The sequence below is a fragment of the Catenisphaera adipataccumulans genome (assembly GCF_014202755.1).
GTDB lineage: Bacteria > Bacillota_I > Bacilli_A > Erysipelotrichales > Erysipelotrichaceae > Catenisphaera > Catenisphaera adipataccumulans.
In genome coordinates, this window is sequence record NZ_JACHHK010000002.1 from 330,375 (window position 1) to 354,973 (window position 24,599).

Sequence of the window (24,599 nt, forward strand, 5' to 3'; positions counted from 1 at the left end):
ATCTGATCCCAGGTTTTATTGTTCCTGATCTTTGACCGACAGAAGCATCAGGGAATTCAATACGACGAAAACAGAACCGGCATTGTGCACCAGGGCGCCGACGACCGGATCGAGGATGCCGGCCGCAGCGAGGACCGTGGCCAAGGCATTCAGAGAAAGGGAAATGATGATGTTGGTCCGGATCTTCTGCAGGACCTTGCGGGAAAGATCGATCAGATAGGGGATCCGGCTGATATCATCCTGTACCAGGACGACGTCGGAAGATTCAATGGCCACATCGGAGCCAATGCCGCCCATCGCAATGGCCGCATCCGCTGTCCGCAGTGCCACGGCATCGTTGATACCGTCGCCGATCATACAAACCTTATGATCTTGTTCCTGGTATTGATGAATGATTTTCTGTTTGTCTTCCGGCAGCAGTTCACTGTGCACGGCGGATACGTTTACCTGATCTGCGATGGTTTGAGCAGCGGCTGGATTGTCACCAGTCAGCAGCACGGTCTCTACCTTCATGCGGTGAAGCTTTTGGATCATCGGCGCAGCGCTTTGCCGTACGGTATCCGACAGTGCGATCAAGCCGGCTGCCTGTTCATCGACAGCCAGAAAAACGACGGTTGCGCCGCGGGCCTGAAATTCATTTTTTAACGATTCGTCCAAGTCCACGGCATGTTCTTTGAGAAAACTGCCTTTGCCGACCAACAGATGCCTGCCGTTATACATGGCTTCGATGCCTTTGCCTGGTGTAACAGTATACTCAGACGCTTGTTCTTTTGTATCGGCAGCGGCACAAATGGCCTGGCCGATCGGATGCTCCGAGCGGGCTTCGGCAATGGCCGCCAGCTTCAGGATATCGGCTTTGGCCCATTTTGGATCTAAGGATTTGATTTCGGTGATGCTCAGCTCACCGTAGGTCAGGGTCCCGGTTTTATCCAGTGCGACAGTATCGATGGTGCCGAAGCGCTGCAAGGCTTCGCCGGATTTGACGATCATACCATATTTTGCGGCATTGCCGATGCCGGCGACGACGGCAGTCGGTGTGGCCAGAATGAAGGCGCAGGGGCAGACCACGACGAGCACCGTGACGGCACGCAGGAAAGCAGCCGATGGATCACCGAGAACGACACGGTTGATGATAAACGTAAGGACTGCGGCCGTAAAGGCGGCAATGACCAGCCAGGACGCCCATCGATCGGCCAGCGTAACGATCGGCGCCTTGTTTGCGTCAGCCTGTTTGGCCAGATCGATCATTTTCTGCAGCGAACTGTCTTTGACTTCGGTCGCCGCGACATATTCAAAGATTCCCTGCTTGTTTATGGTACCGCTGAGCACTGGATCACCGATTGTCTTATCGACCGGCAGGGATTCTCCGGTCATGACCGACTGGTCGATGGCCGTGCTCCCTTTACAGATGGTGCCGTCTGTCGGTATCGTTTCGCCGGCCAGGATGATGATCGTATCACCGATCTTTATATTTTCTGCCGGTATGTTTTCTTCTTTGCCGTTCCGCCGGACATGAACTATTTTCGGCATCAGCTGGATCAAGCTTGTCAGACTTTTTTTGGCTTTGGCCGCGGTGTAATCTTCCAGTGCAGATCCAATTTCCATAATGAGGGCAACCTCGCCGGCCGCAAAGAACTCTTTGGCGATCAAAGAGCCGATCAAAGCCAGGGAAACCAGTACATCGGCCGTGATATCGTGTTCCGTGATCACGGCTTTGACGGCTCCGATGATGATCGGAATGCCGCAAAGTACAATGGCGATCCATGCCATATCGATTGCCCCTGGCAATGTTATCCATTTTCCCAGGCTGATGATCAAAGCAGCGCCGGAGATGACGATCCGTACGATGCGGAATTTGGCTTCATCGGTCAGCCATATTTTTATGCGATTCATCCTGTCCTCCTTTTCCTATTTTTATGTACAATATATTTGTTAGCGAACAGATTGTTCTGTAATTTGATTTTACTTGCGAAATGCAGGACCGACAAGAATCAGTTTTTCATGATCGTTCGATATCGAACAAAAATTGAAATCTATTCGAAAAAGAGGAGGAAAACACGATGGACCGCAGACAACGGAAAACCAGAAAAGCAATATTTGATGCGTTCAGCCGTCTTTTAGAGAAGAAGCATTATAGTCATATTTCGGTACAGAATATTATTGATGAGGCCGATGTCGGACGGACGACGTTTTATGCGCACTTTCAGACCAAGGAGGATCTTTTGAATCAGATGTGCGAGGACATTTTTGGGCATGTTTTTTCACAAGTGCGGGAAAAGGAACACACTCATGACTTTTCGTCAAAGCCGGAAACGTTGAAGAATGAACTGACGCATCTTTTATATCATCTAAAAGAACGGCAGAAAGATATTTTCCGGCTTCTGTCCGGAGAAAGCGGCGATATCTTCCTGAAGTATTTTAAGGAACAATTGGCAAAAGCCTTTGATGGGATGAATGAATGGTTCCCAGGATCCGTGCCCAAAGCGTATGCGGAAGCGGTCTATGTGACAGCTTTTGCGGAAATGGTCTCGATGTGGGTGAAACAGGGAACGATAGAAACACCGGAAACATTGGTGAACTATTATTATGATTTGATGAGGCTAGGATCCTGATCGATCTTAGTTGAATTTCTATATTTAAGCTTTTGTGATTGATAGAAAAATATCATAAACGTGCAAATATTCTTTAAAATATGATCGATTAATGATAGTATTGAATCATAAAAGGAGGATTTATCATGAAACCCACCAAGAAAGCATCAGAAATGAGCATTCAAGAATTAGCAAGATACATTGATTACAGTGTATTAAAACCGCAGTTTAGTGAAAAGGAAATTGTTGAATTGTGTAAAAAAGGAGTTTCCTTAGGCGTTGCTCAAGTGTGCATCAGTCCTGCTTACATGGCGCTTTGTGAGCCCTATGTAAAAGGAACCCATACAAAACTAGGCCCGACGTGTGATTTTCCTTTTGGCAACACATCTTTAGAATCAAAAGTCGCGCAGGCAAAATGGGCATTGGCGTATGACACAGTAGGTGAATTGGATATGGTCGCAAATTTTGGATTGATTCGTTCAGGAAAATATGACGAAGTGGCGAAAGAAATCCATGCGGTGGCCGATGTATGTCATGAAAAAGGAATTGAATTGAAAGTCATTCTTGAAACAGGTGCTTTAAATGAAGAGCAGATTCGTAAAGGAGCTCGGACTGTGGTTGCCGGTGGCGCTGACTGGGTCAAAACGAGCACAGGGTTCCTGACTGGATTTGATGATAAGGGAGCAACGCCGGAAATTATTCAGATCTTGATGGATGAAGTCGGCGGTCAAATCAAAATCAAAGGCAGCGGACATATCCGTACGCGTGAACACTTTTTGAAACTGATCGATATGGGGATCGATCGGATGGGTGTTGGATATAAATCGGCGCCAGTGGTATTGGGCCTGGACGAAGAGCAAGCGTAATTTCGTTTTAAAAGCTGAGGGGAAATCAGTGATCCACATGGTATACTTTTATAGCGAAAGGATTGATTGTTTCAAACGATGATAGCGAAAGAAAGACAGGATCTCATTTTACAAAAAATCCATGCGGACGGCGTTGTCTACTTAAACGAGCTTGCAAAGGAGTTCAATGTATCTGCCTGTACCATTCGCAGAGATTTTGAAAAATTAGAAAAGCTCAATTTCTGCAGGCGTGTCCACGGCGGTGCTGTCAAAGTTCAGAATCCGCAGCACAGTTTAGAAATGACGGATCTGCACATGGATCAGAGAATTACAATGCATATGGATGAAAAAAAAGCACTGTGTCAGCGTGTGGCTCAAATGATCGACAATGGAGACTGTGTGTTTATTGATGGCGGGACGACTTTCATGTACATCATGGAATATTTAAAAGATAAAAAGATTACCGTGGTTTCTCATAATATGCTGCTGAAAAATGATGATGCGTATCAATGTGAGTTATATATTCTAGGCGGCAGAAACAGTTCGAAGTATCAAATGAACCTAGGCCCCATGGTGCTGGATGATTTGTCCTATTTCCATTTTGATAAAGTTTTTCTGGGGGCAGCCGGCTTTGCGTTGGAAAATATGAATTTTTATACTGCAGAGCTGGAAACTGCTAAAGTGAAGCAGCAGGCGATAAAACAAGGACAAGAATGCTATGTTGTTCTTGATTCCAGTAAAATTGGTGTGTATGGTTTCTATGCCATGACGAATCTTGCGGATTTAAATGGCTTGGTCACGACGCAGAATATAAAATCAGTGAAAGAAAAGCTGATTTGGGTGCCGATGCCTGAACAATCATCGGAAGTGTAATGGGAAGCGCATCGCAAGCGCTTCTTTTTAATATTGAAAAGGCTATTCATTGGATGAATGCAGGAGTGCAAAATCGATATTGTACGAACGGTGCTTACCAATGTTACACTGCCGATGAACGGAGGTACAGACTATGGAATATTTTACATTAAATAATGGTGTCAAGACGCCGAAAGAGGGATTCGGCGTTTTCCAGATCCCGGATCCTGCACAGTGCGAAGAAGTGACATACAATGCGATCAAGACCGGCTATCGGCTGATCGATACGGCAGCAGCTTACATGAACGAAGAAGCTGTCGGCAAGGCGGTCAAACGGGCCATTGCGGACGGCTTGACGACGCGTGATGAATTGTTCATCACCACCAAGGTCTGGGTCCAGGATATGACCGATGAACAGACCACGTACGATGCGATCAAGACCTCACTGCAGAAACTGGATCTGGAATACGTCGATTTGATCCTGATCCATCAGGCGATGAAAGACTACTTTGCGGCATACCGCGGCATGGAACGGGCTTATAGGGATGGATTGGTCCGCGCGGTCGGCGTGGCCAATTTCTTCCCGGAAATGTTGACGAATCTTTGCGAGAATGTTGAAGTGATGCCGGTATTAAATCAAGTGGAACTGCACCCGTTCTTCACGCAGGAAGCCGCGATCGAAAATATGAAAAAATATCACATCGTGCCGCAGGCCTGGGCTCCGCTGGCCGAAGGCAAACATGGCATCTTTACAGATCCGGAGCTGAGTGCGATCGGCAAAAAATATGGCAAGACCGCTGCGCAGGTGGCTCTGCGCTGGAACGTACAGCGCGGGGTCTCGATCATTCCGAAATCGACCCATGTCGAACGTATGGAACAGAATATCGATATTTGGGACTTTGAACTGACAGAGGAAGAAATGAAGACCATTGCCGCCAAAGACTTAGGCCATTCGGAAATCATCAATCATTACGATCCGGAACTCGTACGGGCTTTGAATCGTATGAACATTCATGACTGAGGATCGAAAGCTGGATCGAAAAGATCCAGTTTTTTTGTTGACAAGGAAAGAAAGATGATTTAAACTGTAGCCAGCTACAGAATGGAGGAATCCTATGGAAATGAACATTGGTTATTTATTGAAGAATGTATCGGATAAGATGCGTGTCATGGGCGATGCGGATCTGAAAAAATACCACCTGACGTTTTCGCAGTCCACGGTCTTGGCTTTTTTAAAAAGTCAGGACGGATATCAATCAACGCAAAAAGAAATTGAGCGCTTTATGCGGGTCTCTCATCCAACCGTTGTGGGCATCCTGGCCCGGATGGAAAAATCCGGATTTGTGACCACGGCGCTGGATCCGCATGATCGGCGGCATAAAATCGTCACCTTGACGCAGCAGGCAGTCGATGTTTCTGAGGTATTGGAACAATCGATGCATGCTAATGAAAGACGGATGACCAAGTCGCTCAATGAGGAGGAAATCGCCAAATTAAAACGTTACTTGATGGTGATGTATAAAAATCTGGAAGATCTTTGATCTTTCATGCCTTAAAATGTAGCCAGCTACAGGAAGGAGAATCGTATGATAAGAACTTTGTTGAAAAGTATGCGGCAGTACAAGAAAAGCTCTTGGCTGACGGTTATTTGTTCCATCATGGAAGTCGTGATGGAAATTATTATTCCGATGATGATGTCCAACTTGATCGATTACGGTATCACCGACGGCAAAATGCCGATGGTTTGGAAATACGGCATTGCGATCTTGATCTTTGCATTGTTGGAACTTTTTTTTGGCACGCTCAGCGCTCATTTCGGCGCCGAGGCAGCCGCTGGTTTCAGTGCCAATTTACGGTCGGACATGTATAAAAATGTTCAGACGTTTTCTTTTTCGAACATCGATAAATTCTCGACCGCTTCGATCATCACCCGTCTGACCACGGATGTGACCAATGTGCAGAATGCTTATCAGATGTTGATCCGCATGGCCATCCGCGGTCCGGTCATGATTTTATTTTGTTTCATCGTCTGTCTGAGCATCAGCGTGAAGATTTCCATGATCTTTCTGATCATCATTCCGCTGCTCGGTTTCTGCCTGGTGCTGATCATCTTGAAAGTACGTCCGATCTTCACCCGTGTGTTCCGGACCTACGATAACATGAACAATATCGTGGAAGAAAACGTACGCGGCATCCGGGCCGTCAAGACCTTTAATCAGGAAGAGGGACAAATCAGCCGTTTCAAAAACATCAGTCAGAAAGTGTATGAATACTACTGCAAAGGTGAAAAGATCATCGCGCTGAACTCGCCGCTGATGCAGTTCTGTATGTATGTATGCACGCTGCTGATCGCGTGGATCGGTGCCAAGATGATCGTCGCTTCCGGCAACAATCCGGCGCTTGGTCTGACGGCCGGCAATCTGACCGAACTGCTGACGTATTCGATCCAGATCCTGATGAGTTTGATGATTTTATCGATGGTCTTTGCGATGATCACGATTGCTTCCTCTTCGATGGAGCGGATCGCAGAATTGCTTCAGGAAAAGACCGACATCACCAACCCGGAACATCCGGTCATGTCAGTGGAAGACGGCAGCATCACCTTCGATCATGTCAACTTCCGTTACCAGACCGCATCGAATGATCTCACGCAGAAGAAACGAAAAAATGTATTGAGCGATATCAATCTACAAATCGATTCCGGTCAGACCGTCGGCATCATCGGTGCGACCGGTTCGGCCAAGACGTCGCTGGTTCAGTTAATCCCGCGTCTGTATGATGTTACCAGCGGTACGCTGCAGGTCGGCGGCCGGAACGTAAAAGACTATGACTTGCAGACGCTGCGCGACAGCGTGGCGATGGTCCTGCAGAAAAATGAACTGTTCTCCGGTACGATCAATGAGAATCTGCGCTGGGGCGATCCATCCGCAACGGACGAAGAAATCAAGACCGCCTGTCATCAGGCCTGTGCCGATGAGTTCATCGAACAGTTCCCGGACGGTTATGAAACACGGATCGAGCAGGGCGGCAGCAATGTTTCCGGCGGGCAGAAACAGCGGCTGTGCATTGCCCGTGCCCTGCTGAAGAAGCCGAAAATTCTGATCCTGGATGATTCAACTTCCGCCGTGGATACCAAGACCGATGCCTTGATCCAGAAATCGTTCCGGGAGGATCTGCCGGAAACGACCAAGATCATCATTGCCCAGCGCATCAGCTCAGTTCAGAATGCGGATCAGATCATCGTTCTGGATGACGGTCATGTCAATGCCGTCGGCACGCATGATGAATTGGTGAAAAATAACACGATCTACCGCGAGATCTATGAATCACAGACCCGGAAAGGAGGTTCGTCCGATGGAAAAGAACAATAAAATTCAAGGACAAACGATGAAACGTTTGATCGGATATATGACCAAACAGAAAAAAGAACTGGTCTTGGTCGTGGTCTGCATCATTGTTTCTGCTCTGGCTACTGCGGCGTCTTCGATGTTTATCCAGACTTTGATCGATAACTATATCATGCCGTTGTTGGGAACAGCGAACCCCGATTACAGCGGTCTGCTGCATATGTTGGCGGTGCTGGCAGTCATCTTCGCATTCGGTATCCTTGGAACACTGATCTACAACCGGCGTTCCGTTGTGATCGCGCAGCGTACGATGAAAGATATCCGTAATGATATGTTCAGTCATATGCAGAATTTACCGATCCGTTATTTTGATCAGAATGAACACGGCGATATCATGTCGCTTTACACCAACGATGCGGATACCCTGCGTCAGATGATCGCACAGTCGGTACCGCAGCTGATTTCTTCGTTGTTCACGATGATTGCGGTGTTTGCCTGCATGCTTTATTTATCGCTTTGGCTGACGTTGTTTACGATCGTTGTCATTGTGCTGATCCTGTTGGTCGTCAAGCGGATCTCTGCTTCGGCCGGCCGTTATTTTACCGAGCAGCAGACATCCTTGGGCAGTTTGGACGGCTATGTCGAAGAGATGGTCAACGGGCAGAAGGTCATCAAGGTGTTCAACCATGAAAAGCAAGCTGTTGATGGTTTTGAAGAGCGTAACGAAGCCTGGCGGCAAAGCTCATCTAAAGCCAACGGCAAGTCCAATGCGATGATGCCGATCATGAATGTTATGGGATATGGATTGTATGTCGTGATCGCGGTCATCGGCGGCTATATGGCAATCAACGGCTTGACAAACTATGGTTTGATCAGCGGCCGAGGCATCCTGACCCTGGGCACGATCGCCTCCTTCCTGACCTTGACGCGCAGCTTTATCAATCCGCTTTCGCAGATTTCTGCGCAGCTGAATTCCATGATCACCGCATTGGCCGGTGCTGATCGGATCTTCCGGTTTATGGATGAGCAGACGGAAACCGATGAGGGCTATGTGACTTTGGTCAACTGCCGCATCGATGAAGACGGCAAGATCACCGAATGTGCCGAACGGACCGGTCAGTGGGCGTGGAAACATCCGCATCATGACGGTACGCTGACCTATACGAAACTGAGCGGCGCCATCACGATGAATCATGTGGATTTTGGCTATGTGCCGGATAAAACCGTGCTGCATGATATTACGTTGTATGCAAATCCGGGCCAAAAAATCGCTTTTGTAGGCGCGACCGGTGCCGGCAAAACGACCATCACGAACTTGATCAACCGATTCTATGATATTTCCGACGGCAAGATTCGTTATGACAACATCAACATCAATAAAATCAAAAAAGCCGATCTGCGCCGCAGTCTGGGCATGGTCCTGCAGGAAGTCAACTTATTTACCGATACGGTCATGGAAAATATCCGCTTCGGCAATCCGCAGGCCAGTGATGAAGACTGTATCCGGGCCGCCAAACTGGCCAATGCGGACAGTTTTATCCGCATGCTTCCGGATGGATACAATACGGTATTGAAAAACGGCGGTGCCAGCCTGTCGCAGGGCCAGCGTCAGCTGCTGTCCATTGCCAGAGCTGCAGTCTCCGATCCGCCGGTCATGATCCTTGATGAGGCGACCAGTTCCATCGATACCCGCACCGAGGCCTTGGTGCAGTCCGGACTGGATAACTTAATGGCCGGCCGGACGGTCTTCGTGATCGCGCATCGTCTGTCTACCGTGCAGAATTCGGATGTGATCATGGTCCTGGATCATGGCCGCATCATTGAACGAGGCAGCCACGAGTCGTTGATTGCCGAAAAGGGCATGTATTATCAATTGTATACCGGTGCATTTGAGCTGGAGTAATTGCGCTTGACAAGCCCGCTGAAATTGATTACTGTATAGAGCAATCAAAACAGAGGGAGGACAAACACATGATCGATTGGGCAATCCTTGACGGTATTCAAAATCTTCGGACACCATTTCTGGATGCATTGATGCCGATCATCACCAACAGCGTTTCTTTATGGTTCGTGCTGACCGCTGTGCTGCTGCTGATCCCGAAAACACGGAAGATCGGCATTATACTGTCGGTTGCGATCCTGTTGGAACATCTGATCGTGTCGCTTGGCATGAAGCCTCTCTTTCAGCGGGAGCGGCCTTTTGAGATCCGGGACATCGAGCTGCTGATATCGGCGCCGCGGGGCTATTCGTTTCCTTCCGGCCACTCGGCTTTGTCTTTTGCGGCAGCTTCGGTGATCTGGCTGCGCGGGCCGAAAAAATGGCGCCTGCTTGCGGTGATCGCTGCCTGTGCCATTGCCTTTTCCCGATTATACCTGTATGTTCATTTCCCGTCAGATGTACTTGTCGGCGCGGCAGTCGGCATCTTCTGCGGCTGGGCAGCCGTGAGACTTACTTCGGCCCGTGACAAAACGACCTGCTGATTTCAGCAGGTCGTTTTTTGTTCCAGATTCAATAAAGCGGCTTTGATATCTAAACCATCGGCCGCGCTGCCGTTTCCGGCCGTATAGCCGACCAAGCGGCCGTTCTGGCCGATGATGCGGTGACAGGGGATCAGAATGGAGATCGGATTCTTACGGACGGCCTGTCCCACTGCCTGAGCAGACTGCCGGCGTCCGGTCGCTTTCTTTAACTGTTCCGCCAACATTCCATAGGTCGCGGTCTGTCCGTAAGGGACCTGTGCGACAAGTGACCAGACAGCGCGCTGAAACGGTGTGCCCTGGGCATAATAGAAAGGCCGCGGACCTGGATCTTCTTTTTGAAAATACCGATCCAGCCATGTCTTTGTTTCGTCGAACACCGGACAGCTTTGCGAAGGAGCCGTTGGTTTATCCGACCAGGAAAGACCAGTTAGGACATAGCCGTCGCTGGTCATCTGCAGCCAGCCAAACGGCGACTGATAAAAAGCAATCTTGAGCTGCGGATCCGGATCAAAGCGCTCAAAGGCCAGACGCGGGATATCGTCTTCAATGACATGGACGATGCCGCATTGTACGAAACCGGACTTTTTCATTAAATTCTGCATGACGGTATTATCGCCGTGAGTATCCATGCGCAGATGGCCGCAGCGCGCAAAGGCCCACTCCAGGCAGAAAGCGCCGATGCCTTTGACCGATCCGTCGCCGGCCAGTCGGTGAATGACACCGTATTGTTCCGCTTTATCCGGATCCATGGCGAGGCGGGATGGCCAGCTGCCCTCCGTGATCCGGTCATACTGCGGGTCGGCATGCGCCCCATAGACCAGACAAAAGGTGCCGACGATGCGGTCCTTGTCTGTACAGACATAGGAATGGCCGTTTTGAATATCTTCTTCGATGACCGAACGGGGCGGCCAGTGTGTCGGGCCCCATTGGTTCGGGTTGCCGTGCTCGGCCATGAAGCGGCGGGCGCCGGCATAAATTTCTTCCAGCCGATCGACATCGGTTAGTTGTGTCTTGCGAATTTCCATAATGCTCCTTATTCATCAAACAACGGGGTCGAGAAGTAGCGTTCCGCGGTATCCGGCAGGATCGTGACCACGGTCTTGCCTTTGCCAAGTTTCTTTGCCAGCTGGATGGCGGCTGCGACATTTGTGCCGCTGGAAATTCCGCACATGATGCCTTCTTCCCGTGCTAACCGCTGCGAGGTCTTGATCGCATCTTCATCGTTGATGATGCAGATATTGTTGTAGATGTTTTGATTCAGGATGGCCGGAATGATGCCGTCGCCGATGCCCATCTGCAGGTGGGTGCCGATCGAACCGCCCGAAAGGATGGCGGCATTTTCCGGTTCGACCGCCCAGATCTCAATGCCCGGGTTGTATTTTTTCAATGTTTCGCCGATGCCGGTGATCGTACCGCCGGTCCCGATGCCGGAACAGAAACCATGGATCGGCTTATTGGCCGCTTCAATGATCTCCATGCCGGTGCCGTCACGCTGGATGGCCGGATTGGCTGGGTTCTCAAACTGCTGCGGTACGAATACCTTTGGATTTTCCGCTTTCATGCGATCTGCAATGGCTGCACATTGGGCAATGCATTTGCCGATGTTGCCGTCATCGTGGACCAATTTGACTTCCGCACCGTAATGACGGACCAGTTTCCGTCGTTCCTCACTGACGGAGTCCGGCATGATGATGATCGTTTGATAGCCGCGCACTGCGCCGACCAAAGCCAGGCCGATGCCTTGGTTGCCGCTGGTCGGCTCTACAATGATGCTGTCGGGATGGAGGAGGCCTTCTTTTTCGGCCTTCCGGATCATATTGTAAGCCGTTCTCGTCTTGATCGAGCCGCCGACATTCAGCCCTTCAAATTTGACCAGGATCTCCGCGGCATCGTCCGGAACCATGCGGTTCAGGCGGATCAGCGGGGTGTGTCCCATGGCCTCTAATATATTATTGCAGATCATAAATATCTCCTTATAAGTTCCAAAGCCGATTATATCGGTTTGACGATAGATTTTCAATAGTTCTGGTTCTTATTGACCAAGGTGATTTTCAATTTTATACTGTATTTAGATGAACAGTGTTCGGAGAAAATGATCATGCCACGTTATTTGACCGAAGAACAACGAAACCAAAAACGAGAGCTGCTGCTGAAAGCAGCCGCTGACTTGTTTCAGACGAAAACCTATTCTGATATTACAATGCGGGAGCTTTGTGCCGCTGCCGGCATCGGGCTAGGCACCTTTTTTGACTATTTTCCGAAAAAAGAAGCTCTGTTTACAGAATTGATCCGGCAGAATTATGCCCGTTGGTTTGCGAAAGAACGGGACTGGCTGGATGCCCAACAAGTTATTTCCTATCATCAATTTAAGGAACATTTGATCAACGTCGTCAGCCGTACGGTGAAAGAAGACCGCTTTTTTGTCCGTTTGATGATGCTGGTCAGCCGTTTTGGTTATCCTTCTTTGGTCCGTGAGCCGAACACGTATAGTGAAACGTATCATACGGTCATGGTGCTGGTTGAAGCCAAGACGGATTTCTGCACGGCCGCCCAGGCACGGGAAGTGTATACATTTGCGCATGCTGCGGTGACCGGTTATTTTCATTTTCTGCATCATGCCATGTTGATCAACGGGGAATCGGCGGATATCGAAGATCAGCTGAACCAGGCGGTTTCCTGTTTTCTCGATGGTTATTTTCTGCCGCAGGCAGATAAGGAGGATACATATGTATAATAAATTGTTTGAACCGGGCAAGATCGGCGGTTTGGAATTGAAGAACCGTGTGGTCATGACCGCGATGGGCTGCAGTCTGGCAGAGCCGGACGGCCATCCGGGACCGCAGATGATCGAATACTACAAGGCCCGGGCTAAAGGAGGGGCAGGCCTGATCATTACGGAAATTACACGGATCGATGACGCCGAAGGCGCCAGCACACCTTGCCAGCTGTCCGTGACCAATCTGAAAGTTGTACCAGGCCTGGTGCGTCTGACCGATGCTGTTCATGCTTACGACACGAAGATCCTGATCCAGCTGCATCATGCCGGCAATCAGATTTCCAGCAAGCTGATCGGCGGCCGCCAGCCAGTTTCTGCATCCGATGTGACGTGCTCTACGATCGGTGAACAGCCGCGTGCTTTATCGACGGAAGAAGTCGAAGGTCTGGTCAAAAAGTTCGTGACCGGCGCAGTGATCGCCCAGTTAGGCGGTGCGGATGGTGTGGAGATCCATGCCGCACATGGTTATCTGGTCGGTCAGTTCCTGTCGCCGCACACCAATCATCGGACGGACAAATACGGCGGTGATCTGCAGGGACGTATGCGCTTCTTGATCGAGATCGTCATGGGCATCCGTCAGTACTGCGGACCGAAGTTCGTCATCAGTGTCCGCATGGACGGCGATGAGTTCATCCCGGACGGTCTGCATCTGGACGAGGCGGTCGTCGTTGCGAAGACGATGGAAAAATTAGGCGTCGATGTGATCGATGTCAGCTGCGGTACGTATGAATCCGGTATTACCATTGTCGAACCGAATGCCTATCCGGAAGCTTGGCCGCAGAAGGTGAACTTGGCGAAGACGATCCGCGAAAATATCGATCTGCCGGTGATCGCGGTCAATAATATCAAGCATCCGGCAACAGCGGAAAAACTGCTGGAAGATGGTGTCAGCGACTTTGTCGGCGTTGCCCGCGGTCAGCTGGCCGATCCGGAATGGACCAACAAGGCCAAAGCGGGCCACGATATGCGGATCCGCAAATGCATCAATTGTATGGAGTGCTTCCGTCTGCTCGCAATGGGCCGTCCGCTGGAATGCACCTTGAATCCGGTTTTAGGACGTGAGTATCTCATTGGCGAGGAACATCTGAAAAAAGACGGTGCCGGCCGTACGGTTGCGGTCATCGGCGGCGGACCTGCCGGTATGGAAGCAGCCTTGACCTTGGCAAAACGTGGATTCCATGCGGTGCTCTTTGAAGAACACGAACATTTAGGCGGCACGGTCAATTTAGCTGCGGTTCCGCCGCATAAAGAACGCCTGCTGGAATTCATCGATACGATGGCGCTTCAAATGAAGGAAGCCGGTGTGGATGTGCGTCTGTCAACGCCGGGGACCGTGGAAGCGTGCCAAGCCGTGCATGCCGAGGCAGTCTTCGTGGCTACCGGCGGATATCCGATCATTCCGTCATTAAAAGGTACGGACAAAGCGGTGACCAGTACCGATGTGCTGACAGGTACAGCGGATCTGGAAGGCAAGAACATCGTTGTGATCGGCGGCGGTGTCACCGGATTGGAAACGGCAGAATATCTGGCCGTAAATAAGAAAAACAAGGTGACCGTGGTCGAAATGATGGACAATGTCGGTGCCGGATTGTATAAGAGCGCACTGTATCCGATCATGAAGGCATTGAAAGAAAACGGTGCCGAAGTGAAGACCAGCACCAAGCTGACGGAAATCGAAGAAGGCAAAGCCATTGTCGAAACCAATGGTCAGCGCACGGAAATTCCTTGTGATGCGGTCGTTCTGGCCATGGGCGTCAAACCGGACCGCAGTCTGGCCGATGATCTGCAGCAGGCTTTTGATCAGGTCATTTATGTTGGTGACTGCCAGCAGCCAGGACAGATCCGGGAAGCGTTACATGCCGGCTACGATAAAGCGTTTGTTTATGAATAAAGAGGAAGCCTCCTGCGGGAGGCTTTTTTCTGTGGTATCCTTAAGGAGGTGATAAAATGATCGAAATTCATACGATGCGGGTAAAAGATGCCCAAACCGTCATAGAAATGATGAAAGTTTTTTATGCTTCGCCGGCCGTTCATACCAATGGATCGACTGAAATCTTTGAGCAGAATGTCAATCGATGTCTGCAGGACGAACCATATCTGGAAGGCTACGTTATGAAGGAAGACGGGCAGATCGTCGGTTATGCCATGGCAGCCAAAAGTTTCGCGACCGAATTTGGCAAGCCGTGTATCTGGCTCGAAGATTTGTATCTGAAACCGGAAGCACGCAGCCGCGGTCTGGCACATCGCTATTTTAATTTTATGAAACAAAAATATCCGGATACGGTGTTCCGGCTGGAAGCCTCCAGCGGCAATACGAAAGCCATCGATTTATATCGCCGGCTGGGTTTTTCGGAAATGACGTATACGGAAATGAAATATGAAACGAGGGAGAGAAAATGATCAAAACGATTTCAGTAACAGACATTCCTGGCTTTCAGATCGGCCAGGCAGAGAATCAGGAAGCAGCGACCGGCGTGACGGTCATTTTGGCACAGGATAGTGCGCCGGCGGGCATGGATATCCGCGGCGGCGGTCCGGCTTCCCGGGAAACCGGTCTGCTTGATCCGATCGCGGCCTGTGATGCGGTCAATGCGGTCGTGTTATCCGGCGGCAGCGCATACGGACTGAACTGTGCCGGCGGGGTGATGCGTTATCTGGAAGAGCGCGGCATTGGTTTTCAGACCGAATATGGCTGTGTGCCGCTGGTCTGTGCTTCATGCATTTTTGACTTAGGCGTCGGCGATCCGAAGGTCCGTCCCGATGAAGATATGGCTTATCAGGCGTGTGTGAATGCCCCGAATTTTAAGGAAGGAAATTACGGGGCCGGCACAGGAGCAACGGTCGGCAAGGCGGCCGGTTCTGCCTTCATGATGAATTCCGGCATAGGTTCGGCAGCTGTGCAGGTCGGCGACTTGATGGTCGGCGCGATCGTAGCGGTCAATGCGTTAGGTGATATCTACGACCCGGTAACCGGCAGAAAATTGGCTGGCCAGTTAAGCAAAGAAGGCACGCTGGATGCTTCGTCGGAAGACACGCTGATCGCCATGGCCGAGCAGCTGGCCCCGCATGCCAATACGACCATCGGTGTGATCCTGACCAATGCGCAGTTTGACAAAACGATGTTGACAAAGATAGCCGGCATGGGGCATGACGGCATGGCCCGTGCCATCCGTCCGGTCCATACGATGTTTGACGGCGATACGCTCTATGCGTTGAGCGGCGGTCATGTACCGGCAGATGTGAATGTTGTCGGTGCCCTGGCAGCTAAAGTGACGGCACAGGCCATTGATCATGCAGCCCTGCATACGCCTCCGCAGTACGGACTGAAGTGTGCAGCGGATTTTATAAAGGAAAAATAAAAAAAGTTATCAAATATCGGAGAGCACTTGAATCAGTGGTCTCCTTTTTCTATTCAAAAGATTGGCACAAATTGATGAGCGTGCGGCATGGATTGATGTTCCAATGAACATCAATATTTTTTATGATAAGGACGTCAAATGACTCAGGCGCAGTAAGCAATAAAGAAAGGATAAGAATCAATTATGAAAAATACAGCACTGATCACAGGTTCATATGGCGGTTTAGGAACATGTTTTATGAATATTCATGCTGCAAATCACGGGGATTTAATTTTGGTCGGAAGAAATCAGACAAAGCTTGATCAACAGGCGAAGGAAACCGAAAACAGAAATGGTATCAAAGCACATACAATTGCAGCCGATCTTTCCAAACCGACAGCAGCCTAGTTTATTTATGATATGTGCAAAAAGAACGGCTGGCAGCCGGATATCATCATCAACAAGTTACTAACAGGGGTTGATGCATTAAAAGATATCAACTTAATAATAAAAGACTCATGAGTGAGATCTCACGGGTCTTTTTTATAGATATCAAACTATACTTGTATTACTTTTGTGCTTTTAGATAAAGATTCGATGATGTTTTTATTGGTCTCCTGACTGGTGATTAAAACGTCGATGTCGGACCATTTTGCATATTTTAGCATCGATGAGTAAGTTGCTTTACTTGAATCGCTCAATACAAAAGTCTTCTTAGCACAGTTGATCGCATGCTGCTTCACATCTAGATCTTCAAAGTTATTCGTAGTCGGACCGTTATGCCTTTCAAAGCCAGATGTCCCCATGATTGCCGCATCAACTCTTACCGACTGCAAGAACGATATTGTTTCTGGACCGTAGCTGCAAGAAACTTTTGTGTTGATATACCCTCCGGTAAATATGATTCTGTTTTTTGTATCGAACAGAGTGTTCACTACAGGCAGTGAATTGGTTATGATCGTAAATTCTTTGTCTTTGATCAGATTGGCAAAATGCAGTACGGTGCTTCCTGTATCAAGAAAAAATACAGAATCATTTTCAATTAAAGAGATTGCTTCTTTGCAAATACGTATTTTTTCTTCTTTATTGTTTTCCAGACGGGAGGATATAGGATAGATACCAAAATCATTTTTGTGAACGACCGCATTACCAAGCCAACGATTAATTTCGCCATTTTCTGTTAATGCATTTAGATCTCTGCGGATCGTTTCACTTGAAACGCCTAATTTTTCCGCTAATTCACTGGTTTTAACCGTTCCGTTGATGGATATTAGTTCAATAATTTGTTTTCGTCGTTCTTCTATACTCAGTTTTTTCATTTTTATTCCTCAAAATTGTGTTTAATTCAAATTACTTTCCCACATATTTTACAGCATTTCGTGTAGCATTAGCAATATTCTCCAAGAAAAGTGCAAATTCCACAAAAAATATATGTAAATGCAACATTTAATGTTGCCAAACCACACTTATAATGGTAATATAATTGCGTAAATCACAAATATTTGTGGAATTGCAATAAAGGAGGAGCGTTGATGATGAAATTGCAACTTGCGCTAGATGACTTGGAATTGAATGATGCGTTAGCTCTTGTTCAAAAAGTGAGAGACGATATTGACATTATTGAGGTCGGGTCACCATTTATTATCGAGGAAGGCATGAGAGCTGTTCGTGAACTGAAAAAACGGTTTCCAGAAAAACTGATTTTAGCGGACACAAAAATTATGGATGCCGGTGAATATGAAGCTGAAAAAACATACATTGCCGGGGCGGATATCTGCACAGTTTTAGGAGTGACCGATTCTTTAACGATTAAAGGATGCTTAGAGGCTGCAAAAAAATATGGCAAGAAGGTCATGGTCGATATGATTTGCGTGGAAGATGTTCCGAAACGTGTAGCTGAAATAGAATCAATCGGTGTTGATTTTATTGGTGTTCATGTAGGTGTCGATCAACAAGCCGTTGGAATTACCCCGTTGGAAAAATTAGCCGAAATGAAAAAAGTTTCGAAAAAATCGAAGATCTCCGTTGCCGGAGGAATTAATCCCAAAACAGTAGCTGATTATAAAAAGGTTGGTGCCGATGTCATCATTGTCGGCGGCGGAATCACACATGCTAAAGATCCGGTTGCTGCTGCTCATGCAATCGCTGAAAAAATAAAATAGAAAGAAGTAATAAATATGAAGGCAAAAAAACTACAAATCATTTCCGAGGAAATTAGTAAGTACAGCCAGTATGTAACGCAAGAAGATATCGACCGTTTCGTACAGGCAATTCTGAAAGCAAAACGTATTTTTGTCAATGGCGCAGGACGTTCTGGTTTTGCTGCCAGAGCGTTTTCAAATCGGCTTATGCATTTAGGACTGACCGTTTATTTTGTCGGTGAACCAACCACACCTTCTATTCACGAAGGAGACTTGCTGGTCATTGGATCAGGAAGCGGCACAACGGCTTCTCTTGTTTCCAATGCAAAAAAAGCCAAATCAACAGGTGCTAGCATTGCTACATTGACAATTGATCCAAAAGCCACGATTGGATCAATGGCTGATGTAGTTGTCGTTATCCCAGGGGCAACACCGAAAAATGAAGAAGTCAACAACACAAATCTTTCGCAGCAGCCGATGGGAAGCTTGTTTGAACAATTGAGCTGGTTAACCTATGATTCAGTGATTATGGAATTGATGCCGCTGCTGCATCAAACAGAAGATGAAATGTTTAGCCGACATGCAAATATGGAGTAAGAAGGTATAAGTATGGAAGCAAAAACAACACAAGCAAAAATCCAAAAATTTGGTTCTACTTTAAGTGCGATGGTAATGCCAAATATTGGCGTCTTTATTGGATGGGGTTTATTGACAGCGTTCGTTATTGATACGGGCTGGATCCCAAATGCATATTTGAACGAACTCGTTTCCCCGATTTTAACATATTGTTTACCATTATTGATTGGCTATACGGCAGGATATAACGTATATGGCCGCCGCGGCGGTGTCATCGGCGCATTTGCAACAATGGGCATGATCGTTGGCAGCAGTGTAACAATGCTGGTCGGCGGAATGATCATGGGACCGCTTGGAGCTGTATGTATCAGAAAGTTTGATCGAGCTGTGGAAGGTAAAGTAAAACCAGGATTAGAAATGTTGGTTGACAATTTTTCTCTTGGTTTGATTGGTTTAGCTCTCTGCCTGTTGGGCTACGTCATTGCAGCACCTATATTAACAACAATCGAGAACGTATTATCAAGCGGCGTACAGGTATTGTGTGATAAGAATTTAATTCCATTAGCAGCACTCTTTGTACAGCCTGCTCAGATCCTCTTCTTAAATAACGCAATCAATCATGGCATTATGATTCCGTTAGGTATTGAACAAGCTGCAAAAACTGGAAAATCAGTCTTATTTTTGGTAGAAGCAAGCGGAGCTTGCTGGGTTGGTCTTGCGGCAGCGTTCGCAAAATTTGGCAATAAATCTGCCCGAAGAAGTGCACCAGGTGCTGTGCTGATCATGTTCTTCGGCGGTATTGCAGAAGTATGTTTCCCATACTGCTTAACGATGCCGATCACAATTTTAGGCCCGATTGCAGGTAATATGTTTTCTCTGTTCGTATTGACCGCATTTGGCGGCGGTACAGTTGGACCAGTTTCACCAGGATCCGTCATTGCCTATTTTATGATGACTCCAAAAGACAGCATGCTTGTTAATGCAATTGCATACTTTGGATCCTTATGCATTACATTTGTGGTTACCGGATTTATTTTAAAACACTACCGACAAGAGGAGACTCTAGACGAAGAGGATGCTAAAGGTGAAAGTACGGCTGCTAATTTTATTCCTTTCACTCAACCATTAGGGGAAGTAAATAAAATTGTGTTTGCCTGTGATGCAGGTATGGGTTCGAGTGCAATGGGTGTATCAATTTTGAAGAAAAGGCTTGCAAATATTGGCCTGAATCCAGAAATTAAACATGTTGCCGTATCAGAAATACCAAATGATACAGATATAGTCGTTACAAATGAAAACCTGGCGAAGAGAGCTGAAATGGTAACGGGTGGAAAGATCCCAATTTTAACCTTATCAAACTTTATGGACGAATCGGAGTACGACAGTATTGCTAATCATATCCAGCAGATGTCAGATAAAAGTAAGAACGTGAATCAGCCGGCAAAAAATGATGTAGATGATCAAAAAAATGTACAAAAAGTAAATAAAGATATTTTCCCGGATGAGAATATTGTTTTAGGAGCTAAGTTTGATAACAAACAACAAGCCATTGAAGCTTGCGCAGATATCTTTATTAAAAACGGTTATACCACAAAACAGTATAAACAAGACATGATCGAGCGTGATAAAGATGTATCCGTTTATATCGGAAATGGTGTTGCGCTGCCGCATGGATTATCCGCATCGGAAGGAAATGTTCTGACCTCTGGAATTTGCTTGATCCAAGTACCGGACGGTGTCGATTTTGATGGCAATATGGCATATTTGCTGATTGGTGTTGCCGGAAAAGGTGAAGAACATGTACAAATCTTAGGAAAATTAGGCGAAATTATGCTTGATGAAAAGAATTTATCAGCATTGAAGACGGCAAAAACGAAAATGGATATTAAGAACGTACTTAAATTTTAGGAGGGAATAAAAAATGAAAACAGCAGTTCATTTTGGAGCCGGTAAAATTGGAAAAGGATTTATTGGTGATTTGTTACATGACAGTGGATACGATATCACTTTTGTCGATGTGAACCAATCTGTTGTTGATACATTAAATAAAGATCATCAATATAGTTTGTTTTTGCTCGACCACGATTATAAAGAAAAGGTGATCGATCATGTAAAAGCATATTTTACGAATACAGATTACAATCAGATCATTGAAGAAATCGCTAATGCAGAGATCGTTACAACATCTGTGATGGCTACGAATTTGGTAAAAATTGCTCCGTTGTTAGCAGATGGTTTGAAAAGCCGTTTAAACAAAGGCAAGAAAAAAGTCGTTGTGATGGCATGTGAAAATGCGATCATGGGAACCGATATGCTGAAAAAAGCGATGATTGATTCTGGAAACATTACGGAAGAGCAATTAGATGAAGTGGGTGTTTATCCAAATACAGCAGTTGACCGCATGGTTTTTGAAGGGAACCACCATGGAAAAAATGGTATTGAAATCGATGATGATTATGAATTAGTCATTGAGGCAAACAAGCTAGATGATCTTGAAAACAAACCAATTAAAAATGCGGAATATGTGAAAAATTTAGGTATGTACTTGGAACGAAAAATTTATATGGTAAATTGCGGTCATACGGTGACGAGTTATTTTGGCTATATCAAAGGCTATAAAACCATTCAGGATTCTTTGAAAGACCCAGAACTCGTTGATGAAATGAAGAAAGCAGTAATGGAATCCGCATCTGCCTTAGAAAGAGAATATGGATTCAAACATGAAGATCTTGTGTCCTATTATGATAAGATGATCATTAATCGATATACAACTCCAGGCATTGCTGATCCGGTTACCAGAGTTGCCAGAGAACCAATTCGTAAGATCGCTCCAAATGAAAGAATCATGGGCCCTGCAATCAAATGTGAAAAGTATGGATTGGATAATGAATACTTGCTGAAAGCATGTGCATGTGCGCTTGCTTATAAATATGAAAAAGATAAGCAGGCTGTGACGCTTCAAAAATTTATTGCAGAGAATGGTGTCGAAGCAGCAATCAAAAAGTATATTGGATTAGATAAAAATGACCGCATGACGAAAAGAATTGTTGAAATTTACAATTCTCTCGTTTGATCCTTATTTACTACGTATAATTTCAACTGCAGATTCTCCCTCTGATTTAGTTTGCTAAGCAGGTTGATTATACGATGTTGAATAAATGCAATTCGAAAGAAAGACGGACTTAATTAGTCCGTCTTTTTAGTACCCAAGATCTTCATGGATCAGGATGACTTCATAGTCGGTGGATGTTGGCTTATCCCAAAGCACGTTCAGGATCCTGCAGATGCGTTCCGGGCTTTGGCAGTCCGCGCACTTGTCCAGGACACTGCACGGTGTCTTCTTATGCAGGCGCTGGGCGTTTTTCGGGGCGGCGATATTGCGGGCACGGGCCAGTGCTTCATCGAAAGTCGGCGCCAGCTTGTTTTCGCCGATCACAAAGATGACCTTTTGATGCCCATAAAGGGTAGAGGCAATGCGGTTGCCGTAGCCGTCGATATTGATGATCATGCCGTCCTCGGATAAGCCATTGGCGGAACAAATATACAGTTCGGTCTGTGCAGCTGCCTTCCGCATGTCTTCTGCGGTCTGGCCTTCCGGAATGCGCCAGTGCCAATACACTTCGTTATGCGGCTGCAGACGTTCATATAAACCCATCGCATCCAACGTGACCGAGCCGCCGAAGCCGACGGTTTTCTGATCAATTTCTGCATCCAACGCATCAGCTGCTTCTTTGGCCGTATCAAAGCACTTGACCTGATAGCCTTTGGCTTCCAATGCTTTTTTTACTTTATCAAAACTTTTCATATGACCTCCTATACATGTTTTCTGCCGTCCGTGGTGATGTAGCGGATCCGATCCGGCGGGAAGGAACCGATGTCATCGGTGATGATAATAGCTTCATCCAGATCGGCAAAAGGCACCGGACAGAGCACGTTGAATTTTGACGCATCCGCCAGAATGTACGGATGATCGGAATGACGGATGCCAAGAGCCTTGGTGTCGGCTTCCAATTCATTGGATGTCGTGAAACCGACGCGCTCATGAATGCCGTTGGTGCCGACAAAGGAAATATCAAAATAGAATTCTTCCATCATGCGGATGGCTTGTTTGCCGGCTACAGCTTCAGTCGGCCAGTACAGATTGCCGCCCAACATGATCGTCGAAATATGCCGCTGTCCTAAGATCTGTAAATGGGGGATCCCCGGCGTGACGACGGTGATGTTTTTCGCAGTGATGAATTCCAACATTTCATAGGTCGTACTGCCGGCATCGATATAAACCATCTGGTTGTCCTGGATCAGCTTGGCAGCCGTATATGCGATCTGGCGCTTGCTTGTATGATGCGTCTGGCTTTTGATCATCATGGCCGGTTCCTGCATTTGGGTGCCGGACAAGCGGACGCCGCCATGATAGCGTTCTACCATATTCAGGTCTTCCATCTGCTGCAGATCGCGGCGGACAGTGGCCGGCGAAACGTGCAGCGTATCCACCAGCGCATCGACCGAAACGGACTGCTGCTTGCGGCAGATCTCGATAATTGTGGTCCATCGTTCTTGCTTCGACATAAGAACCTCCAAAATAATCATTATTATGATCGTTTTAATCATTATAACAATCTATATTCAATAAAACAATGAGTATTTGATTGAATTGCGTTCAAATATATTGATAAATCAAATGAAGTCGTTATACTGAAAGCGTAGATGAAAACGCATACAGGAGGAACGAAGATGATTTACACTGTAACATTCAATCCATCGCTGGACTACATCATCCATGTGGAAAAATTCCGCGCCGGACAGATCAACCGGACGGATGAGGAATTGATCTTTCCCGGCGGCAAAGGAATCAACGTTTCCATTGTGCTGAAGCACCTGGGCATCGAGAGCACTGCCTGGGGATTTGTGGCCGGGTTTACCGGAAAGGAAATTGAGAAGCGTCTTGGCGACATGGGCGTACGAACCGATTTCATTGTTTCCGAAAACGGGCTGAGCCGCATCAATGTGAAGATGCATTCCGATGAAGAAACCGAGATCAACGGCCGCGGGCCGAAGATCTTGGACGCGGATATCCGGAAGCTGTATGAAAAGCTTGATGGTTTGAAGACCGGCGATGTATTGATCCTTTCCGGAAGTATTCCTTCTAGTATGCCGGAGACGATGTATATGGACATCATGAAACATTTACAAGGCCGCGGCATCAACATTGTGGTCGATGCGACCCGGGACCTGCTGGTCAAGGTGCTGCCGTACCATCCCTTCCTGATCAAACCGAACAACCACGAGCTGTCGGAAATTTTCGGGACAGAAATTACCGAAAAAGACGATGTGCTGAACTATGCGGGAAAAATGCAGGAGATGGGAGCGCGCAATGTCTTGGTCTCGATGGCCGGTGAGGGTGCCGTGCTGCTGACCGAAGACGGCCAATCGTTCCGGGCCGAAGCGCCGAAAGGAAAAGTGGAAAATTCCGTCGGCGCCGGTGATTCCATGGTTGCCGGTTTCATGTATGGATATATGCAGGATCATGATTATCAGAAGGCGTTTGAATACGGTGTCTGCACCGGAAGTGCCAGTGCTTTTTCCAAAGAGCTGGCAACAAAAACGGAAGTGGAAGCCTTATTAAAGAACAGCCGAAAATGTTTTGAGTGAGAG

Annotated in this window: 24 protein-coding genes; 18 read left to right on the forward strand and 6 right to left on the reverse strand. The window is 47.3% G+C overall.

Translation table 11 applies throughout. The features are described 5' to 3' along the window. Nucleotides 1–15: 15 nt before the first annotated feature. A complete protein-coding gene (locus HNQ47_RS03645; RefSeq protein WP_183327623.1) occupies nt 16–1,893 on the reverse strand; it encodes a heavy metal translocating P-type ATPase in 1,878 nt (625 codons plus the stop codon). Between the two features lie 167 nt (nt 1,894–2,060). Here HNQ47_RS03645 and HNQ47_RS03650 point away from each other — a divergent pair, with 167 nt between their 5' ends. From HNQ47_RS03650 to HNQ47_RS03685, 8 genes are all read left to right on the forward strand, one after another. Then, entirely contained in the window at nt 2,061–2,612 is a 552-nt protein-coding gene (locus tag HNQ47_RS03650; protein WP_183327625.1) for a TetR/AcrR family transcriptional regulator, read from the forward strand. Nucleotides 2,613–2,737: 125 nt separating this feature from the next. Further along, nucleotides 2,738–3,457, forward strand: coding sequence for a deoxyribose-phosphate aldolase (deoC, locus tag HNQ47_RS03655; protein WP_183327627.1), 720 nt, complete (start codon nt 2,738–2,740; stop codon nt 3,455–3,457). A gap of 78 nt (nt 3,458–3,535) precedes the next feature. Continuing rightward, nucleotides 3,536–4,309: a DeoR/GlpR family DNA-binding transcription regulator gene (locus tag HNQ47_RS03660; RefSeq protein ID WP_183327629.1), complete on the forward strand. Its 774-nt coding sequence runs from the start codon at nt 3,536–3,538 to the stop codon at nt 4,307–4,309. A 133-nt stretch (nt 4,310–4,442) separates the two neighbouring features. Continuing rightward, on the forward strand, nt 4,443–5,309 hold the full coding sequence (locus HNQ47_RS03665; RefSeq protein ID WP_183327631.1) for an aldo/keto reductase: 867 nt from the start codon (nt 4,443–4,445) through the stop codon (nt 5,307–5,309). A gap of 94 nt (nt 5,310–5,403) precedes the next feature. After that, complete coding sequence (locus HNQ47_RS03670; protein WP_183327633.1) at nt 5,404–5,829, forward strand: MarR family winged helix-turn-helix transcriptional regulator; 426 nt, start codon at nt 5,404–5,406, stop codon at nt 5,827–5,829. 45 nt (nt 5,830–5,874) lie between these two features. Then, nucleotides 5,875–7,659 (forward strand): ABC transporter ATP-binding protein, encoded by a 1,785-nt coding sequence (locus tag HNQ47_RS03675; protein WP_183327635.1) that lies wholly within the window; start codon nt 5,875–5,877, stop codon nt 7,657–7,659. Then, the gene (locus tag HNQ47_RS03680) at nt 7,643–9,538 is read left to right on the forward strand and encodes an ABC transporter ATP-binding protein (protein ID WP_221247984.1); all 1,896 of its coding nucleotides are present in this window, start codon (nt 7,643–7,645) and stop codon (nt 9,536–9,538) included. The genes HNQ47_RS03675 and HNQ47_RS03680 overlap by 17 nt, the downstream gene beginning before the upstream one ends. A 68-nt stretch (nt 9,539–9,606) precedes the next feature. Continuing rightward, entirely contained in the window at nt 9,607–10,116 is a 510-nt protein-coding gene (locus tag HNQ47_RS03685) for a phosphatase PAP2 family protein (RefSeq protein WP_221247990.1), read from the forward strand. A gap of 2 nt (nt 10,117–10,118) precedes the next feature. On the opposite strand, the gene HNQ47_RS10070 is transcribed toward HNQ47_RS03685, so the two are convergent. Both HNQ47_RS10070 and cysK read right to left on the reverse strand, forming a co-directional pair. Next, nucleotides 10,119–11,141, reverse strand: coding sequence for a methylated-DNA--[protein]-cysteine S-methyltransferase (locus tag HNQ47_RS10070; RefSeq protein WP_246346039.1), 1,023 nt, complete (start codon nt 11,139–11,141; stop codon nt 10,119–10,121). Between the two features lie 8 nt (nt 11,142–11,149). Next, complete coding sequence (gene cysK, locus HNQ47_RS03695; protein ID WP_183327639.1) at nt 11,150–12,079, reverse strand: cysteine synthase A; 930 nt, start codon at nt 12,077–12,079, stop codon at nt 11,150–11,152. Nucleotides 12,080–12,214: 135 nt separating this feature from the next. Between cysK and HNQ47_RS03700 the strand changes: the two genes are divergently transcribed. From HNQ47_RS03700 to HNQ47_RS03720, 5 genes are all read left to right on the forward strand, one after another. Further along, nucleotides 12,215–12,850 (forward strand): TetR/AcrR family transcriptional regulator, encoded by a 636-nt coding sequence (locus HNQ47_RS03700; RefSeq protein ID WP_183327641.1) that lies wholly within the window; start codon nt 12,215–12,217, stop codon nt 12,848–12,850. Beyond that, nucleotides 12,843–14,783 (forward strand): NAD(P)/FAD-dependent oxidoreductase, encoded by a 1,941-nt coding sequence (locus tag HNQ47_RS03705; protein WP_183327643.1) that lies wholly within the window; start codon nt 12,843–12,845, stop codon nt 14,781–14,783. Before HNQ47_RS03700 ends, HNQ47_RS03705 begins: the two co-directional genes overlap by 8 nt. A 56-nt stretch (nt 14,784–14,839) precedes the next feature. Continuing rightward, nucleotides 14,840–15,292: a GNAT family N-acetyltransferase gene (locus HNQ47_RS03710; RefSeq protein ID WP_183327645.1), complete on the forward strand. Its 453-nt coding sequence runs from the start codon at nt 14,840–14,842 to the stop codon at nt 15,290–15,292. Next, on the forward strand, nt 15,289–16,251 hold the full coding sequence (locus HNQ47_RS03715; RefSeq protein ID WP_221247992.1) for a P1 family peptidase: 963 nt from the start codon (nt 15,289–15,291) through the stop codon (nt 16,249–16,251). The genes HNQ47_RS03710 and HNQ47_RS03715 overlap by 4 nt, the downstream gene beginning before the upstream one ends. 183 nt (nt 16,252–16,434) lie before the next feature. After that, nucleotides 16,435–16,638: an SDR family NAD(P)-dependent oxidoreductase gene (locus tag HNQ47_RS03720; RefSeq protein ID WP_183327647.1), complete on the forward strand. Its 204-nt coding sequence runs from the start codon at nt 16,435–16,437 to the stop codon at nt 16,636–16,638. 149 nt (nt 16,639–16,787) lie between these two features. On the opposite strand, the gene HNQ47_RS03725 is transcribed toward HNQ47_RS03720, so the two are convergent. Beyond that, nucleotides 16,788–17,549: a DeoR/GlpR family DNA-binding transcription regulator gene (locus HNQ47_RS03725; protein ID WP_183327649.1), complete on the reverse strand. Its 762-nt coding sequence runs from the start codon at nt 17,547–17,549 to the stop codon at nt 16,788–16,790. Nucleotides 17,550–17,762: 213 nt separating this feature from the next. Between HNQ47_RS03725 and hxlA the strand changes: the two genes are divergently transcribed. Genes hxlA through HNQ47_RS03745 form a run of 4 tightly spaced genes read left to right on the forward strand, consistent with a single transcriptional unit; the run spans nt 17,763 to nt 22,020 of the window. Next, complete coding sequence (hxlA, locus tag HNQ47_RS03730) at nt 17,763–18,392, forward strand: 3-hexulose-6-phosphate synthase (RefSeq protein WP_343052890.1); 630 nt, start codon at nt 17,763–17,765, stop codon at nt 18,390–18,392. Between the two features lie 15 nt (nt 18,393–18,407). After that, the gene (gene hxlB, locus HNQ47_RS03735) at nt 18,408–18,968 is read left to right on the forward strand and encodes a 6-phospho-3-hexuloisomerase (RefSeq protein ID WP_183327651.1); all 561 of its coding nucleotides are present in this window, start codon (nt 18,408–18,410) and stop codon (nt 18,966–18,968) included. 12 nt (nt 18,969–18,980) lie between these two features. Further along, a complete protein-coding gene (locus HNQ47_RS03740; RefSeq protein WP_183327653.1) occupies nt 18,981–20,855 on the forward strand; it encodes a PTS mannitol transporter subunit IICBA in 1,875 nt (624 codons plus the stop codon). Between the two features lie 13 nt (nt 20,856–20,868). After that, the gene (locus tag HNQ47_RS03745; protein ID WP_183327655.1) at nt 20,869–22,020 is read left to right on the forward strand and encodes a mannitol-1-phosphate 5-dehydrogenase; all 1,152 of its coding nucleotides are present in this window, start codon (nt 20,869–20,871) and stop codon (nt 22,018–22,020) included. Nucleotides 22,021–22,146: 126 nt separating this feature from the next. On the opposite strand, the gene HNQ47_RS03750 is transcribed toward HNQ47_RS03745, so the two are convergent. Both HNQ47_RS03750 and HNQ47_RS03755 read right to left on the reverse strand, forming a co-directional pair. Then, nucleotides 22,147–22,752, reverse strand: a complete 606-nt coding sequence (locus tag HNQ47_RS03750) for a lactate utilization protein (RefSeq protein ID WP_183327657.1) — start codon at nt 22,750–22,752, stop codon at nt 22,147–22,149. An 8-nt stretch (nt 22,753–22,760) separates the two neighbouring features. Further along, entirely contained in the window at nt 22,761–23,513 is a 753-nt protein-coding gene (locus HNQ47_RS03755; protein WP_183327659.1) for a DeoR/GlpR family DNA-binding transcription regulator, read from the reverse strand. 165 nt (nt 23,514–23,678) lie between these two features. On the opposite strand from HNQ47_RS03755, the gene pfkB reads away from it, so the two are divergent. Continuing rightward, nucleotides 23,679–24,596 (forward strand): 1-phosphofructokinase, encoded by a 918-nt coding sequence (gene pfkB / locus HNQ47_RS03760; RefSeq protein ID WP_183327660.1) that lies wholly within the window; start codon nt 23,679–23,681, stop codon nt 24,594–24,596. Nucleotides 24,597–24,599: the final 3 nt, after the last annotated feature.